A 14,792-nucleotide genomic window follows, 5' to 3' on the forward strand; every position below is an offset into this window, starting at 1 on the left:
GTCAGGCGATGACGAAGGCGCGCGAGGTGCCGCTGAAGGCGGTGATCGCGCCGGTCAGGCCGTGCTTCCAGTCGCCGTGGTGCACCAGGCGGTACTTGCCCAGCGGGGCGTTCGCCGGGATGTCCCAGGTGAGCACCGCCTTCGACTCGCCGAGCACGGTGCGGACCCAGCGGTACTTCGTCGCCCAGTCGCCGTCGTCGGCGTGGCGCACCCAGGTGCCGTCGACCAGCCGCTGCACCTCGAGGAAGGTGCCGCCGCGGCGCAGGTTGTTCTTCGGGTGCCCGGTGACGAACTCGGCCAGCACCTGCTCACCCCGCCGGTAGCTGCTCTTCGCCTCGGTCAGCACGTCGCCGAAGCTCTTGAACAGCGGCGCGCTGTCGAAGACGACACCCGGCTGGAAGTTCAGCTGCTCGCCGGTCAGATCGCGCGGCCGCGGGCCCGGGTCGACCGGCAGGCCCGCACGCATCGCGGCCGCCAGGCGCGCGAACTCCTGCTGGTAGGCGGGCAGGGTGTACCGGCCGAACAAGGTCGACGCGCCCTCGTACTGCTGCGAGTCGTACTCCTCGGGCGTGGTCACGTACTGGCTGTAGGCGTTGGCGTAGCCCTGCACCAGCACGTTCTCCAGCGGCACGCCCAGTTCGGCGGCCACCGTGCGGCGCAGGCGCAACCCGGCCACGATGGTGAACTCGGCGGGCCCGGCGACCAGGTAGAGCGAGCCGACGCGGACCAGTTGCAGCGGCAGGACTTCCGGCGCCCACGGGTACGGCTTCATCGCGCCGAACGGCACCGCGACCACCTTCGGCGCCTGCGCGTCGGCCAGCGCCTGCGGCACCGGCGCGTCCATGCCGCCGAGCGCGTCGAGGAACGGGTTGCGGATGCCCTCGGGCAGCGGGAGCCCAGGACCGTCTTCGGTGCTGCCCGCCAGCATCGACGCGCCGATGGCGGCCGTGCAGGTGCGGCGCGGGCGGCCGTCCGGGGTGAACCGGCCGTCGACGTCCACTCGGGACATGTCCACGAAGGACATCCGGAAGTCGATGGCACCGCTGACCGGCGTGCTCGCGTCATAGGCGCGGCGGGCCGCGTGGTACTGGCGTTCGCCGATGATCCTGGTGTTCTCGAACTCGTCCTCGGTCGGCCCGGAGCCCGGCTCGAGGTTCAGGTTCGGCGACATGTCCCCGGAATTGGTCTGCGGGAAGCTGGCCACGAACCCGGGTTTGCCGTCCAGGTAACGGACTCCGGCCTTCTCGTGCTCCCAGTGGTAGGCGGCGTAGCCCTTGTTGTCGCCGCTGATCAGCTGGTTGGCGTTGGTCATCGAGGTGCCATGGGTGGCGAACCAGCAGATCGCGCCGGTGTCGCGGCCCTGCTGGGCCAGCCGCAGCACGGTCATCGCCGGATCGACCGACAGCGGGAAGAAGGCCTTGTCCGCGGCCGGGTTCAGCTCGAACGCGGTGCGGGAGCGGTTGGCGCTGGCGTCGGTCAGCTCGGTGCGGCCGAGGCTGAGCGTGCCGGGCCGCAGGTCCTCGTGCGCGGCTTTGATCGCTTCGACGATGCCGCGGACCACGGCGTCGAAGGTCTGTTCCTGGAAGCCGAGGATCGACAGGTTGTACGCGGCGTAGTGCGAGTAACCACCGCAGGCCGCGTGCGTGTGCGTGGCGTTGAGCAGGACGTTCTGCTCGGTGTAGAGCTGCCCGTACGCGCGGGCGAGTTCGGCGAGCACGGCCTGGTGCACCGACTGGAAGATGGCGCCGAGATCGGCGTTGACGAAGACGATCCGCTTCGAGCCCTCGGCGATGATGTACGCCCTGGCGCGGGTGCGCTGGTGGATGCCGGCGGTCTGCTGCTGCGGCATGGAGTAGCCCATCATGCCGTTCTCCGCGGCGGGCCCGGTGACGTCGGCGATCCCGATGCCGACGAGGTACCCGCCTTGGGCCGCGGTGGCGGTAGCGCTCAGCGCACCCGCCGCCAGCGGGACCGCGGCGGCACCCGCCAAAACCTGCCTCCGGCTGACCGGCATGCCGCCTCCGTCTCGGAATGTGAATGCGCTTCACGTTCAATCGAGGAGGTTACGTGACCGGGCTCACCTTGCCAAGAGGTGCCGTGAAGGTGGCTTTCACGGCGGAATGTGCCGTGAAAGCCACCTTCACGGCACCGGCTAGGACAACACGTCGGCGATGCGGCGGAGCGAGGCGGCATCGCCGCGCACCAGCAGCGTGGTGACCACGGTCTTCTCCCACTCCGCCACTTCCTCGCGGATCTTCGACGGCGGGCCGATCAGCGAGATGTCCTCCACCAGCGCGGTCGGGATCGCGGCGGCAGCCTCCTGCTTGCGGCCGTCCAGGTACAGCTCCTGCACCTTGGCCGCCACGTCCTCGTAGCCCATGCGCACGAACACGTCGAGGTGGAAGTTGGCGTCCTTGGCGCCCATGCCGCCGATGTAGAGCGCGAGCGAGGGCTTGATCAGCGCCGCCGCCTCTTCGACGTCGTCGTGCACGATCACCGGCACGGAGGCCGGCACCTCGAAGTCCGCGAGGCTGCGACGAGCGCCGGGGCGGGCGAAGCCCTCTTCGAGCGCGGCCCGGTAGAAGGCGTCGCTCTTCGGGGAGAAGAACAGCGGCAGCCAGCCGTCGCAGATTTCCGCCGAGAGCGCGACGTTCTTCGGCCCTTCGGCAGCCAGGTAGATCGGCAGGTCCCGCCGGAGCGGGTGCACGGTCGGCTTCAGCGGCTTGCCCAGCTTCGCGCCACCGGGGTACGGCAGCTGGTAGAACTCGCCGTCGAAGGTCACCGGCGCTTCGCGCGCCAGCACCCGCCGCACGATCTCCACGTACTCACGGGTGCGCGCCAGCGGTTTCGGGTACGGCTGCCCATACCACCCCTCCACCACCTGCGGCCCGGACGCGCCGAGGCCGAGCACGAACCGGCCGCCGGAGAGGTGGTCCATGGTCAACGCACTCATCGCGGTCGCGGTCGGGGTGCGCGCAGACATCTGCACGATGTTCGTGCCCAGCTTGACCCGCTCGGCCGCCGACCCCCACCAGGCCAGCGGGGTGAACGCGTCGGAGCCGTAGGCCTCGGCGCTCCACACCGAGTCGAAGCCGAGCCGGTCCGCCTCGGTGATCGCCTCCAGCGCCCCCGGCGTCGGGCCGGAACCCCAGTAACCGACGTGGTAACCCAGCTTCATGCGTGCTCCTTCTGGTTCGGGACCCGGGGTGCATAGTGCGTCGGGCTGTCGCGTTCGTCCAGCGGCGGCAGGTTGCGGGCGGGGGTTTCCACCAGCGGCGCGTCCACCGGCGCCCGGCCGAGTGCGCGCCGCCAGCCCGCCCGCGCCCGCGGGTGGTAGCGCCGTTCGAACGGCACGAGCTTGAACGCCGCGTTGATCAGCTTGCCGGTCAGCCGGTGCAGCCGCGCGTCGCGGGCGGTCCAGGTGTAGCCGAGCTTCTCGCGGATCGGCGGGTCGTACATGCCGACGGTCAGCCAGACGAAGTTGCGCGCGACCAGCCCGCGCACCAGGTTCCACACCGGCGACGGCAGCCAGGGCAGCGCGGCGGGCTTCGCGATCTCCCGGATGTCGAGCACGTCGCGGGTGGCCTTGTTGTCCTCCAGCACCTCGGTGCACATGCGGTGCCAGTACTCCTGGAACTCCTCCCAGGTCCCGGGCACCGGCCGCATGCTCATGCCGTACATCCGGTACCACTGGACGTGCTCGTCGAACATCCTGCGCTGCTGCGCCGCGGTGAGCCCGCCCATGAAGTTCTCCGCGATGAGCAGCGCGCTGACGAAGAAGGTGGCGTGCGCCCAGTAGAAGGTGCCCGGGTTCAGCGCGTGGTACGGGCGGCCCTTCGAGTCGATCCCCTTGATCGTGTCGTGGTACCCGCGGACCTGCTTGGCGGTCTCGTGCGCGCGGGGGCCGTCGTAGATGACTCCCCCGATCGGGTAGAGCGAGCGGAACAGCCGCTGCCAGCGCTCCCTGAAGAACCGGGAGTGCTCCTCCACGCCCGCGCCCAGCTCGGGGTGCATGTTCTGCATGGACCCGGCCCACAACGCGATCAGCAAGCCGCGCCAGTCGCCGAAGTATTTCCAGGTCAGCGAGTCCGGGCCGAGCGGTTCCGGCTGCTCCGACATGTGCGCTCCTCAATGTGACTACGACCGTTGTCAGGTTAGGATTGACAACGGTCGTAGTCAACTGCGAGGTCGCGTCGTTCATCGGACTGCGGCGCGTCGGGCCGCCCAGCGGCACGGCGTGCCTCAGTCCGGTGAACGACCTCAAAGCGACCTCGCCGCCGTGCCGGATGCGCGGCCGGAAGAACGAGTAGGTACGCACGCATGACTGGCCGGACCTGGGGTGGCACCACGCTGACCGATCGCAAGGCCGCGCGGCGCGCGCAGCTGATCGAGGCGGGGATCGACCTGCTCGGCGCGGAGGCGGGCCCGGCGATCAGCGTGCGGGCGGTCTGCCGCCACGCCAAGCTCACCGAGCGGTACTTCTACGAAAGCTTCGCCGATCGCGACGAGGTGGTGCTGGCGGTCTACGAGCACGTCGGCCAGGCCGCACGGCAGGTGCTGATCGACGCGGTCGAGGCCAGTTCCCCCGAACCGGAGGAACGCGCCCGCGCCGCGGTGACCGCCTTCGTCGAGCTGATCATCGACGATCCACGCCAGGGCCGGGTGCTGTTGCTGGCCCCGCTGAGCGACCCCGCGCTGTCCAGCCGCGGGGTCGAGCTGCTGCCCGCGTTCGCCGCGCTGGTCCGCGGGCAGCTGCCGCCCGGCTCGGCCGAGGTGGACCGCGACATGACCGCCATCGGGCTGGTCGGCGCCCTCGCGAACCTGTTCATCGCCTACCTCGGCGGGCTGCTCGAGGTGTCGCGGGAGCACCTGATCGATCACTGCGTCCGGCTGCTCACCCGCGCCTGATCCCGCTCCGCCACCAGCTTCAGCGCGATGTCGATGATCATGTCCTCCTGGCCGCCGACGTACTTCGCCGCGCCGACGCGGTAGAGGATCTCGTGCGCGGGCACGCCGTAGCGCTCGGCCGCGCGTTCGGCGTGCAGCAGGAAACTCGAGTACACCCCGGCGAACCCCTGCACGATCGACGACCGGTCCATCACCGGCAACCGCGTGATGTACGGCTTCACCACGTTCTCCGCGGCGTCCATCAGCACGTCCTTGTCCACGCCGGTGCGCACGCCGAGCCGTTCGAAGGTGGCCGCGAGCACCTCGGTCGGCGAATTGCCCGCGCCGGCCCCGAGTGCGGCGAGCGAACCGTCGATCTGGCGTGCGCCGGCGCGATGGGCGAGCACCGAATTCGCCACGCCGAAGCTCAGGTTCTGGTGCCCGTGGTAGCCGACCTGCGCGTCGTCGCCGAACTCGGCGACCAGTGCGGCCACCCGCTCCGAGGCGTCCTCCAGGATCAGTGCGCCCGCCGAATCCACCACGTAGACGCACTGGCAGCCCGCGTCCACCATGATCCGGCCCTGCTTGGCGAGATCGTCCGGCGTGGACATGTGCGAGAGCATCAGGAAGCCGACCGTTTCCAGGCCGATCTCCCGTGCCGCACCGAAGTGCTGCTCGGAGACGTCGGCTTCGGTGCCGTGCGTGGCGATCCGGACCGCACCCGCACCGAGATCGGCCGCCGCCTTGAGGTCGTCGACGGTACCGAGACCGGGCAGCAGCAGCACGGCGATCTTCGCGTTCCTGGCCTCTTCGACGGCCGCCGCGATGAGCTTGCGCTCGTCGACGAGCGAGAACCCGTAGTTGAAGGTGGAGCCGCCGAGCCCGTCGCCGTGGGTCACCTCGATCAGCGAGATGCCCGCGGTGTCCAGCGCACGCACGGTGTCGCGCACGTTCGCCTCGGTGAACTGGTGCGCCATGGCGTGGCTGCCGTCGCGCAGGGTGGTGTCGACCAGCCGGACCTCGTCGGAGCTCATGCCGAGACCGCCTTCCGCTGCGCGAGCAGTTCGCCGACGCGGGCCGCGGCGGCGGTCATGATGTCGAGGTTCCCGGCGTAACGCGGCAGGTAGTCGCCGTTGCCCGCCACCTCCAGGAACACCGCGACCCTGGCGCGGTCCTGCCAGCCCGGTCGCGGATCGTCGAACTGCGGTTCGGCGGTGAGCGTGTAGCCGGGCACGTACTCCCCCACCGCACGCACGATCTCGTGGATCGAGTCGGTGATCGCCCCCCGGTCGGCGTCGGGGTCGATGGCGCAGAACACGGTGTCGCGCATGATCATCGGCGGCTCGACCGGATTGATGATGATGATCGCCTTGCCGCGGCCCGCGCCGCCGACCTCTTCGATGCCGCGGGCGGTGGTCCGGGTGAACTCGTCGATGTTGGCGCGGGTGCCCGGCCCCGCCGAACGCGACGAGACCGACGCGACGATCTCCGCGTACGGCACCGGGGTCACCCTGGAGACCGCGTGCACGATCGGGATGGTGGCCTGGCCGCCGCAGGTGATCAGGTTCAGGTTCGGTGCCGCGAGGTGTTCGGTCAGGTTGACCACCGGGCAGGTGAACGGGCCGACGGCGGCGGGGGTCAGATCGATCGCCTGGATGCCCGCTTCGGCGTAGCGCGGCGCGTTCGCCTCGTGTGCTTTCGCCGAGGTGGCCTCGAAAACCAGCTCCGGCGGCTCGTCCTGGGCGAGCAGCCAGTCCACGCCTTCGGCCGAGGTGCGCACGCCGAGCGCGGCGGCCTTGGCCAGCCCGTCGGAGGCCGGGTCGACGCCGACCACGTACCGGACGTCGAGGTGTTCGCTGCGGCGGAGCTTGATCAGCAGGTCGGTGCCGATGTTGCCGGGACCGACGATGGCGGCGGTCCGCGCGGTGGTGGCCACTGGGCGCTCTCCTAGCTGAACACGGCGCTGACCGCGCCGAGCCCGTCGATGGTGCAGGTGACGTGGTCGCCGGGGGCGACCGGGGAGACGCGGGTGATGGAGCCGGACAGGATCACGTGGCCGGACTGCAGCGCGGTGCCCATCTCGCCGAGCTTGTTGGCGATCCACACCAGGCTGTTCAGCGGCGAGCCCATCACCGCACCGCTGTCGCCGGTCTCGATCACCACGTCGTTGAGGTGCAGTTCGCAGGGCGCGGCGGCCAGGTCGATGGCGTCCACCGGGACCGGCGTGGCGCCGAGCACCACCGCGCCGGAGGAGGCGTTGTCGGCCACGGTGTCCACAATGGAGATACGCCAGTCGCGGATGCGGGAGTCGACCAGTTCCAGCGCCGGCAGGATGTGGTCCACCGCGTCGGCCGCTTGTTCCGGGGTTACTCCGGGGCCCTGCAAGGGTTTCCGGAGCACGAAGGCGATCTCCGGCTCGATCCTCGGCTGTAGGAAGCGGGCGGTCGGGATGGGCTCGCCCTCGGCGTAGAACATGGTGTCGAGCAGGTGCCCGAAGTCCGGTTCGTCCACGCCGATCTGCCGCCGGGCCGCCTCGCTGGACAACCCGACCTTGTGCCCGCGCACCGCCGAGCCACCCGCCTGCCAGTGCCGCACCTGTTCCAGTTGCACGGCGTAGGCGTCTTCGACGGTGAGTTCGGGGTGGGCGTCGATCAGCGGCGGGATCGGTTCACCGGAGACGTAGGCGGCGAGCAGGTCTTCGGCGAGCGCCAGGTGCAGGGCGGTGTCGGGCATGGGACTCACCATCCACCCGCCGATGGGGCACACTCAATGCATGTGTCCCGCTGAGCGGAACGACGAAGGGGCCACCGCGGCCCGGCTGGCTCGGCTGCTGACCGCCTTCCGGCCCGGGGACGACGCGCTGGGCGTGTCCGAGCTGGCGCGGCGCACGGGCCTGCCGAAGTCGAGCACGCACCGGCTGATCGGGCACCTCGCCGGGCAGGGCCTGCTGGAACGGGACGGGACCGCGGTCCGGCTGGGCCTGCGGTTGTTCGAGATCGGGCAGCTCGCCGTCCGGCAGCGCGGGCTGGTCGACGCGGCGCGGCCCTACCTCGCCGATCTTCGCGAAGCCACGCACAACACCGTCCACCTCGCGATCCTGGAGGGCACCGAGGTGGTCTACCTCGACGTGCTGCGGGGGCCGGACGCACCACTCCTGCCGTCGCGGACCGGCGGGCGGTTCCCGGCCCACGCGACCGCGGTGGGCAAGGCGATCCTCGCCTTCTCCCCGGACAGCCTGGTGGAACAGGTGATCGCGGCGGGCCTCGGGCGGATCAGTCCCCGCACGATCACCGCCCCCGGCCTGCTCCGGCGCCAGCTCGCGAAGGCACGGGCCGACGGCGTCGCCTACGAACGCGAGGAATCGGTGCCGGGCGTGGTCTGCGTGGCGAGCCCGGTGCTCGACGCGAACGGCATCGCGGTCGCCGGGATCTCCCTGTCCGGCTGGACGAACCGGATGGGCACGGCCCGGATCGGCCCCGCCGTCCGGACCACTTCGCTGGCGCTTTCCCGAACCCTGCGCGGCTAACCTTCCTGGGACCACCGGAAGCCGTAGGCGAGACCGGGGAGCAGGCGGCGGAACTCGCCGCGGATTTCGCCGGTGGGGTCCGGGTGGACCGGGTCCCCGGTGGCGACCGGGTCGTCGAGGTCGCGCTGGAACCCGCCGGCCACGCGCCACACCGCCGCGGGCAGCCGGTCGGCGGGAAAGCGCACGCGCAGGTCGAAATAGTCGCAGCGTTGTTTCGGCACGCACGCGTAATGCGGCTGCATTGGCGCACCGGCTTTGAAACGCACCACGAATTCATGCGTCTGCCCTCGGCGCAAAGGGGCCGGTAGACGCAATTCGAAACCGACGCGATCGGTGGCTTGTTTCCGCGTGCCCGCCAGCCGCCCGCCGCTGAAGATGTCGATCTCCGGGCCGCCGTCGGCCGAGGTCACCGTGAACGCCAGGTCCAGCGCGCCGATGCCGTCGCGGTCGGCGACTACCCGCCGCACCTCGAAGGCTTCCGGCGCGGCGGGTTCCAGGTTCACGAAGGTCCGCAGTTTCTCGGTGTGCCAGCCGGGACCGGTTTCGCCGGGCAGGCCGGGCTCCGGCGGTTCGGGAGCGCGGCCGTCCACCAGTTCGGCGAGGTGCACGATGCCGTCGTCGATCCGCCGCCGCACGGTGCGCCGGTCCCGGTGCAACTGGTCGGCTACGCGGTCGATGCGTTCCTGGTAGAACGGCAGGCGCAGCCGGGAATCCAGCGCGTAGGCGACCAGTAGCAGACCGCCGAGGTCTTCGGGCAACTCCGCGATCGCGGCCGCCAGCGTGACGGTGACCTTCTCGCGGACCTCCGACGGCCGGTCGCCCGCGCGCACCCCGCAGCAGCGCCGGATCTCCGGCCCGATCCGCTCGTCCAGCTTGCCCGCGAGCACGCCACGGCCCTTGCGCAGCGCCTTCAGCTCTTCGACGAGTGCGCTCACCGCGGTCATTCCCCCTCCGGAATCGACGCCTTCCAGCCTGGCCGGGTCCGCACCCGCGCGCAAGCCGGGACGTCCACCCGGTGGCAAGCACCACGCGTTGTTTCCGTTTCCGGAAATGACAGGAAACAGGAAACCACTCCCTTTTCCGTACCCGAGGACGGATTCTCGAATCAGGGGAGAGGAAAGGAGGTGGACAGCATGCAGACCCATTCCGTGCTCGAATCGCTCATCAGCTGGCTGACCGCGTTCGGCGGCTGATCCGCCCCGGGTGCGCGGGGTGCCGCCACTAACGGCACCCCGTGCGCAGGCGGAGCACCCGGGTGAGCGCCTCCGCCACCCGCTCGCCGGGCAGTTCCCCGGAAGCCTTGGCCCGCGCCAGCCGGTCCAGCACCGGCCCCGGCGCGTCGTGGCCGGACCACAGCGCGAGGTCCGCGCCGGCGGTCACCGCGGCCAGCACCGCGTCGGGCAGGCCGTACCGGTCGGTGATCGCCCGCATCGCGCCGAGGTCGTCGGTCATCGCCACGCCGTCGAAGTGGTAGTCCTCGCGCAGCAGCCGGTACGCGGCCGGGCTGACCGAAGCCGCCTCGCCCTGGGTCAGGCCGGGGACGTCGAGGTGGCCGAGCATCACCACGGGCGCACCGCGGGGCAGCAGGTTCGCGTACGGCACCAGGTCTTCGGCCTTCAACTCCGCCAGGGCGGGCGTGCGCACGAGTCCCTTGTGCGAGTCGCCTTCGGCGCGGCCGTGGCCGGGGAAGTGCTTGAGCACGGGGATCACGCCGGCTTCGGTGAGCCCTTCGGCGAACGCCCCGGCGTACCGGGTCGCCACCGCGGGGTCGGTGCCGTAGGACCGGTCCCCGATCACCGTGGAGGCCGACGCCTCGCTCAGGTCCGCGACCGGCGCCAGGTTGACCGTCACCCCGCGGTCCTTCAGCTGACGGCCGCGTTCGGCGCCGAGCGCGCGGACCTGCTCGGGTGTGGCGGACGCGGCCTGTTCGCGCGCGCTGTCCAGCTCACCGTCGAGGTCGTCGATCCGCTGGACCCGGCCGCCTTCGTCGTCCACGGCGACCAGCAGCGGGTGCGGCGAGGCGGCGTGCGCCGCGTTCAACCGGCCGCCGGTGAGCACCCGTGTCGCGCTGCCGCCGACGAAGATGCCGCCCACGTGGTCGTCGCGGACCACCTTGACCGCGTCGCCCTCGTCCGCCGGGTTCACCCCGACCATCAGCAACTGGGCCAGCTGGTCGCGTTCGCTCATCCCGGCGGCGAGCCCGGCGCAGTCCGGCTGTTCCACGGCGGCGGTCGGCGACGGGGAGCCCGGGGCCACCGGTGCGCTTTTCGGCTGCGCCAACGGCGCCGGTGACGGCGGTACCGCGGGCACCGGTGCGTGCGGCACCACGACCATGATCACCGCACAGACCGCCGCCCCCGCGCTGAGCGAGAGCAGCCAAGCTTGGGTGCTGGCAGAACGTGTCATTTGCGGTTCAGTGTATTTCCTGCGTATCCGCCGCTGTGGGCCAGCCGTTTGGCGTAGCAGTCGTCCTTGCCGATGCCCTGTGTCCCACACCACTCGTTCGCTGCCACACCGGTGGCGAACCGCTCCGGCACCACGGTGATCCAGAAGTCGGGGTACTTGAAGCTGTCGAAGTCACCGGACCACAGCAGCAGCGCGGCCGGGTACCGCGACTTGTTCGCCTGGTGGTCCGCCCAGATGCTGTCGTGGTCCTGGGTCACCCCGCGCACCACCAGCCCCGGCCGCTTCGACGAAAGCTGCGGCATCCAGTAGCCGACCAGGCCCGAGACCTGCGCGCGATCCTCCTCGACCTGCGCGCTCAGCAGGGACAACGCCGAATTCCGGGTGGGCTGGGTGGTCGTGGCCCTGGGCGCGGTCGTGGTCGTGGTGGTCGCCGGCGGCGCGTACCCCGGTGCCGTCGCCGCGGGCGGCACGTAGACCGGGTACCGCTGCCCGGGTTCCGCGGCCACCACGTCCGGCCGCCCCTGCCGGACGAGCACCACGGTCAAGGTGATCAGCAGGCCGGCCACCAGCGTGATGGCCACCGCGGTGAGCGACTTCATCCCGGCGGTCCAGCCCGTCTCGTACGGCGGCGGAGCGGGCCGCATCTGCCAGTTCGGCTGCTGTTGTCCTCGCCAGTCATCCACCGGGGTTCCTCCATTCGTCGGTATGACGCACCGGTGGGAGTCGGCTGGTGGTGACCGTCGTTACGAGACCCGGATAAGGCCGGGGGTGGCTTCTTACCACCCGGGTGCGACGCGGGTCACATCCGTTGCTGTCACACCCCGCCGGGCTGCGGGGTCGAAGAGGTGTAATCACCAACAACCCGAGGAGCACCACATGGAAGCGCGACTGAACATTTTCGAGATCCCCACCATGACCAAGGCGTTCAAGGGGATCGTGGCCGCCGCCCGCGCGAGCGGGGACTCGTCCGTGCCCGCCGCCACGCTGGAACTGGTGAAGATCCGCGCCAGCCAGATCAACGGCTGCGGTGTCTGCCTCGACATGCACACCAAGGAAGCCGCGCACGCCGGGGAAACCTCGTTGCGGCTCAACCTGATCGCGGCCTGGCGGGAGGCCAAGGTGTTCACCGAGGCCGAGCGCGCCGCGCTGGAGCTGACCGAGCAGCTCACCCGCATCGCCGACGCCGCGGGCGGGGTCACCGACGACGCCTGGGCGAACGCGGCCAAGCACTACGACGACGAGCAGCTCGGTGCCATCGTGCTGGCCATCGCGATGATCAACACCTTCAACCGCATCAACGTCGCGGTCCAGCAGCCCGCCGGGGACTACCAGCTCGGCCAGTTCGGCTGACCCCGCTCAGCCGAGCGGCAGGTTCGCCGAACGGATGACGCGGTCGTCTTCGGTGACCGCGAACACCTCGCAGCCCGGTTGCGCGGCGGCCCATTCCGGGCCGTCCGCACCGAGCGCGAAGGCGGCGGTGGCGGTGGTGTCGGCGATGGTGAGCGTGTCGGCGACGACCGTGATGCTCTTCAGTCCGGTGGCCGGTTCGCCGGTGCGGCCGTCGAAGATGTGGTCACCTCGTTCGTACCGGCCAGAGGTGGCCACTGCGGCGTCTTCCACCGCCAGCACCGCGCACAACTGGTCGATCCGGTCCGGGTGGCGGATGCCGACGCGCCACGGGCCACCGGCGGCCACCACGTCACCACCGGCGTTGACGCAGAACCGGCGGGCGCCGGCGTCCATCAGCGCTTCGGCCGCCCGCTGCACCGCCCAGCCCTTGACCACCGCGCACGGGTCGAGGCCGCGGCCGGGCAGGCGGACGCTGAACGCGCCGCCGGAGCGTTCCTCGTACCGGCGGCACACCGCCAGCACCTCGATGAAGTCGTCGCTGAGCTCGGCCGGGGTCAGCTCGGCGCGGTTGAGCCTGCTCACTTCGCTGTCCGCGCGGAACGGGCTGAACCGCGCGTCGACCTCCCGCAGCCAGTCGAAGGCGTGGTCCACCGCGGACCCGAGCGGGCTGGTGGTGGCGCGGATGTCGACCGAGATCGGGAAGCCCATGATGTGCTCGACCCGGCGTGGATTCCCCAGCATCAGGCGCCCTTCGCGTCGAGAGCCGCCTGCAGCGACTCGGCGTAGGCCTCACTGGTCATGGTAGCTCCCGAGACCGTGTCGATTTCGGCGCTCTGCGCGTTCAGCGCTTCCTCCCGCAGCGTGGGCAGCGCCTCCTCGGTCGGCTTGGTGGCCGGGGCACGCAGGACCTGCACCTCGGTGATCGAACCGTCGGTCAGCACCACCTGCACCTGGACGATGCCGTGCCGTCCGGCGGCGACCTCGGTCCCGGTCAGCGTCCGCGTCGCCGAACCGGCGGCCGGGGCGGGTGCCTCGGCTTGCGCCACCACGGCTGTTTCGGTGTGCGGGGTGGGTTCGTACTGCCACAGCCAGATGAACCCACCGGCGGTGAGCAGCAGCACGGGAATGGTCTTCTTCATCTCTCTCCTCAACCGGCCAGGCTGAACCGCTCGGCGTGCACCTGCGCCGCGGGCAGGCCGAGTTCCTTGAGGCCGCGCAGGGCGGCTTGGGTCATTCCGGGCGGACCGCAGACGAAGACGTCGCGGTCGGTCACGTCGGGCACCAGCGCGGCCAGGTTCCGCGGCCCCAGCACCGGCCCGGCCGGACCGTCCTGATCGGACGGACCGGTGAGCAGCCGCAGCACCGCGCCCCGGGTGCGGGCGATCGCGGTCAACTCTTCGAGCAGCACGGCGTCGGTCTCGGACCGGACGCGGTAGAGCAGCACCACATGCCCGCGCACCTCCTCGAGCAGGGCGCGGATCGGCGTGATGCCGACGCCACCGGCGATCAGCAGCGCGTTCTCGCGGGTCTGGTGCGCGGTGGTGAAAGCGCCGTATGGGCCTTCGGCGAACACGCGGGTCCCGGGCCGCAGGCCGCGCAAGCCGGCGCTGCCCTGCCCCACGGCTTTGACGGTGAGCCGAAGCGTCCGGCCGTCGGGAGCGGCGGACAGCGAGAACGGATTGGCCTGCCACCAGCGATCGCGGCTGAGGAAGCGCCACAGGAAGAACTGACCCGCCCGCACCGGCAGTTCGTCGAGCTTCTCCCCGGTGATGTAGACCGACACCACCTCCGGCGATTCCGGGACCACCGCGGACACCCGGAACCGGTGCTTGAGGTTGCGCCGCAAGGGAAGCACCACCCGCCCGGCGACCACCGCGGCGAGCGCGGCACCCCACAGCGTCCACCAGTACGCCCGCGCCGCCGGGGAGTCCACAAAGGATTCCCCGACCGCGACCTGGTGGCCGAAGGCGAGCACCACGGCGAGGTAGGTGTAGAGGTGGGCGAAGTGCCAGGTCTCGTAGGCGAGCCGCCGCCGCGCGTACCGCGCCGACAGGCCGCCGACCAGCAGGATCAGCACCAGCGCGACCACCGCGCGCAGCACGTCCTCCATGGTGGTGATCAGCGTGCCCAGCTGGTCGATCGGGCCGGTGCCCTCCACCGCCGCGTACCCGGACACGATGAACACCGCGTGCCCGGTCAGCGTCCACACCAGCCCGAAGCCGAGCAGGCGGTGCCACGAGGTCAGCCGGTCCATGCCGAGCCTGCGGTCCACCCAGGGCAGCCGGGCGATCAGCAGCAACTGGAAGGCCATCAGCAGGGCGCCGTAGAGCCCGGTCAGCCGTCCGAGTGAAACGAGCACGTTGCTCGACGGGCCGGAGGCGGCGAACAACGCGGTGACCACCACGACGTTCGCCAGGAACAGGGTGGACAGCGCCAGCCTCGCGGCGGTCCGCGGGCGCAGGGCGGTCGCCGGGGGCCCGGCGGTGGTGAACTCGGCCATGGACCCAGCGTGCGCAGCGAAGCTGAGGCGATCCTATCCGCCACCTGTCGAGATCCTGTCGGTCGCGCGCCGCGCGCCCCCCGCGCCTCGCCAGCGGCGGCGGCGTGGCGCACCATGGCAGCG

The 14,792-nt window shown here is 71.0% G+C and carries 16 protein-coding genes; 4 read left to right on the plus strand and 12 right to left on the minus strand.

The features are described from left to right. Window position 1: 1 nt before the first annotated feature. The 3 genes from L3Q67_RS37645 to L3Q67_RS37655 all read right to left on the minus strand — a co-directional run bounded on the left by L3Q67_RS37645 (window position 2) and on the right by L3Q67_RS37655 (window position 4,119). The gene (locus L3Q67_RS37645; RefSeq protein ID WP_499186177.1) at window positions 2-2,014 is read right to left on the minus strand and encodes a neutral/alkaline ceramidase; all 2,013 of its coding nucleotides are present in this window, start codon (window positions 2,012-2,014) and stop codon (window positions 2-4) included. Between the two features lie 138 nt (window positions 2,015-2,152). Next, on the minus strand, window positions 2,153-3,178 hold the full coding sequence (locus L3Q67_RS37650) for an LLM class F420-dependent oxidoreductase (protein ID WP_499186178.1): 1,026 nt from the start codon (window positions 3,176-3,178) through the stop codon (window positions 2,153-2,155). Further along, on the minus strand, window positions 3,175-4,119 hold the full coding sequence (locus L3Q67_RS37655) for an oxygenase MpaB family protein (protein ID WP_499186179.1): 945 nt from the start codon (window positions 4,117-4,119) through the stop codon (window positions 3,175-3,177). The genes L3Q67_RS37650 and L3Q67_RS37655 overlap by 4 nt, the downstream gene beginning before the upstream one ends. 41 nt (window positions 4,120-4,160) lie before the next feature. On the opposite strand from L3Q67_RS37655, the gene L3Q67_RS37660 reads away from it, so the two are divergent. Both L3Q67_RS37660 and L3Q67_RS37665 read left to right on the plus strand, forming a co-directional pair. Further along, the gene (locus L3Q67_RS37660; RefSeq protein ID WP_499186180.1) at window positions 4,161-4,310 is read left to right on the plus strand and encodes a hypothetical protein; all 150 of its coding nucleotides are present in this window, start codon (window positions 4,161-4,163) and stop codon (window positions 4,308-4,310) included. Window positions 4,311-4,320: 10 nt separating this feature from the next. Further along, a complete protein-coding gene (locus L3Q67_RS37665) occupies window positions 4,321-4,908 on the plus strand; it encodes a TetR/AcrR family transcriptional regulator (RefSeq protein ID WP_499186181.1) in 588 nt (195 codons plus the stop codon). On the opposite strand, the gene dmpG is transcribed toward L3Q67_RS37665, so the two are convergent. From dmpG to L3Q67_RS37680, 3 genes are read right to left on the minus strand one after another with little or no spacing between them, the layout of a single operon-like run. Continuing rightward, on the minus strand, window positions 4,878-5,921 hold the full coding sequence (gene dmpG, locus L3Q67_RS37670; RefSeq protein WP_499186182.1) for a 4-hydroxy-2-oxovalerate aldolase: 1,044 nt from the start codon (window positions 5,919-5,921) through the stop codon (window positions 4,878-4,880). The genes L3Q67_RS37665 and dmpG overlap by 31 nt on opposite strands. Beyond that, on the minus strand, window positions 5,918-6,823 hold the full coding sequence (locus L3Q67_RS37675) for an acetylating acetaldehyde dehydrogenase (RefSeq protein WP_499186183.1): 906 nt from the start codon (window positions 6,821-6,823) through the stop codon (window positions 5,918-5,920). Before L3Q67_RS37675 ends, dmpG begins: the two co-directional genes overlap by 4 nt. Window positions 6,824-6,834: 11 nt before the next feature. Next, complete coding sequence (locus L3Q67_RS37680; RefSeq protein ID WP_499186184.1) at window positions 6,835-7,620, minus strand: 2-keto-4-pentenoate hydratase; 786 nt, start codon at window positions 7,618-7,620, stop codon at window positions 6,835-6,837. A 40-nt stretch (window positions 7,621-7,660) separates the two neighbouring features. Here L3Q67_RS37680 and L3Q67_RS37685 point away from each other — a divergent pair, with 40 nt between their 5' ends. Next, entirely contained in the window at window positions 7,661-8,413 is a 753-nt protein-coding gene (locus L3Q67_RS37685) for an IclR family transcriptional regulator (RefSeq protein ID WP_499186185.1), read from the plus strand. Here the strand turns inward: L3Q67_RS37685 and L3Q67_RS37690 are convergent. From L3Q67_RS37690 to L3Q67_RS37700, 3 genes are all read right to left on the minus strand, one after another. After that, window positions 8,410-9,357: a hypothetical protein gene (locus L3Q67_RS37690; protein ID WP_499186186.1), complete on the minus strand. Its 948-nt coding sequence runs from the start codon at window positions 9,355-9,357 to the stop codon at window positions 8,410-8,412. The two genes, L3Q67_RS37685 and L3Q67_RS37690, sit on opposite strands and share 4 nt — an antisense overlap. Before the next feature lie 277 nt (window positions 9,358-9,634). Next, window positions 9,635-10,819 carry a glycoside hydrolase family 3 protein gene (locus tag L3Q67_RS37695; RefSeq protein ID WP_499186187.1) on the minus strand — a complete coding sequence of 395 codons (1,185 nt, stop codon included), beginning with the start codon at window positions 10,817-10,819 and terminating at the stop codon, window positions 9,635-9,637. Next, on the minus strand, window positions 10,816-11,502 hold the full coding sequence (locus L3Q67_RS37700) for a hypothetical protein (protein WP_499186188.1): 687 nt from the start codon (window positions 11,500-11,502) through the stop codon (window positions 10,816-10,818). The genes L3Q67_RS37695 and L3Q67_RS37700 overlap by 4 nt, the downstream gene beginning before the upstream one ends. Before the next feature lie 193 nt (window positions 11,503-11,695). On the opposite strand from L3Q67_RS37700, the gene L3Q67_RS37705 reads away from it, so the two are divergent. Further along, window positions 11,696-12,169, plus strand: coding sequence for a carboxymuconolactone decarboxylase family protein (locus L3Q67_RS37705; protein ID WP_499186189.1), 474 nt, complete (start codon window positions 11,696-11,698; stop codon window positions 12,167-12,169). A 6-nt stretch (window positions 12,170-12,175) separates the two neighbouring features. Here the strand turns inward: L3Q67_RS37705 and L3Q67_RS37710 are convergent, their stop codons facing one another. Genes L3Q67_RS37710 through L3Q67_RS37720 form a run of 3 tightly spaced genes read right to left on the minus strand, consistent with a single transcriptional unit; the run spans window position 12,176 to window position 14,669 of the window. Further along, a complete protein-coding gene (locus L3Q67_RS37710) occupies window positions 12,176-12,910 on the minus strand; it encodes an FAD:protein FMN transferase (RefSeq protein ID WP_499186190.1) in 735 nt (244 codons plus the stop codon). After that, window positions 12,910-13,308: an FMN-binding protein gene (locus L3Q67_RS37715; protein WP_499186191.1), complete on the minus strand. Its 399-nt coding sequence runs from the start codon at window positions 13,306-13,308 to the stop codon at window positions 12,910-12,912. Before L3Q67_RS37715 ends, L3Q67_RS37710 begins: the two co-directional genes overlap by 1 nt. Before the next feature lie 8 nt (window positions 13,309-13,316). Beyond that, window positions 13,317-14,669 (minus strand): ferredoxin reductase family protein, encoded by a 1,353-nt coding sequence (locus L3Q67_RS37720; RefSeq protein WP_499186192.1) that lies wholly within the window; start codon window positions 14,667-14,669, stop codon window positions 13,317-13,319. Window positions 14,670-14,792 lie beyond the last annotated feature (123 nt).

Origin of the sequence: Saccharothrix sp. AJ9571 (assembly GCF_021725495.1) — a bacterium.
GTDB classification, from domain to species: Bacteria; Actinomycetota; Actinomycetes; order Mycobacteriales; family Pseudonocardiaceae; genus Amycolatopsis; species Amycolatopsis magusensis.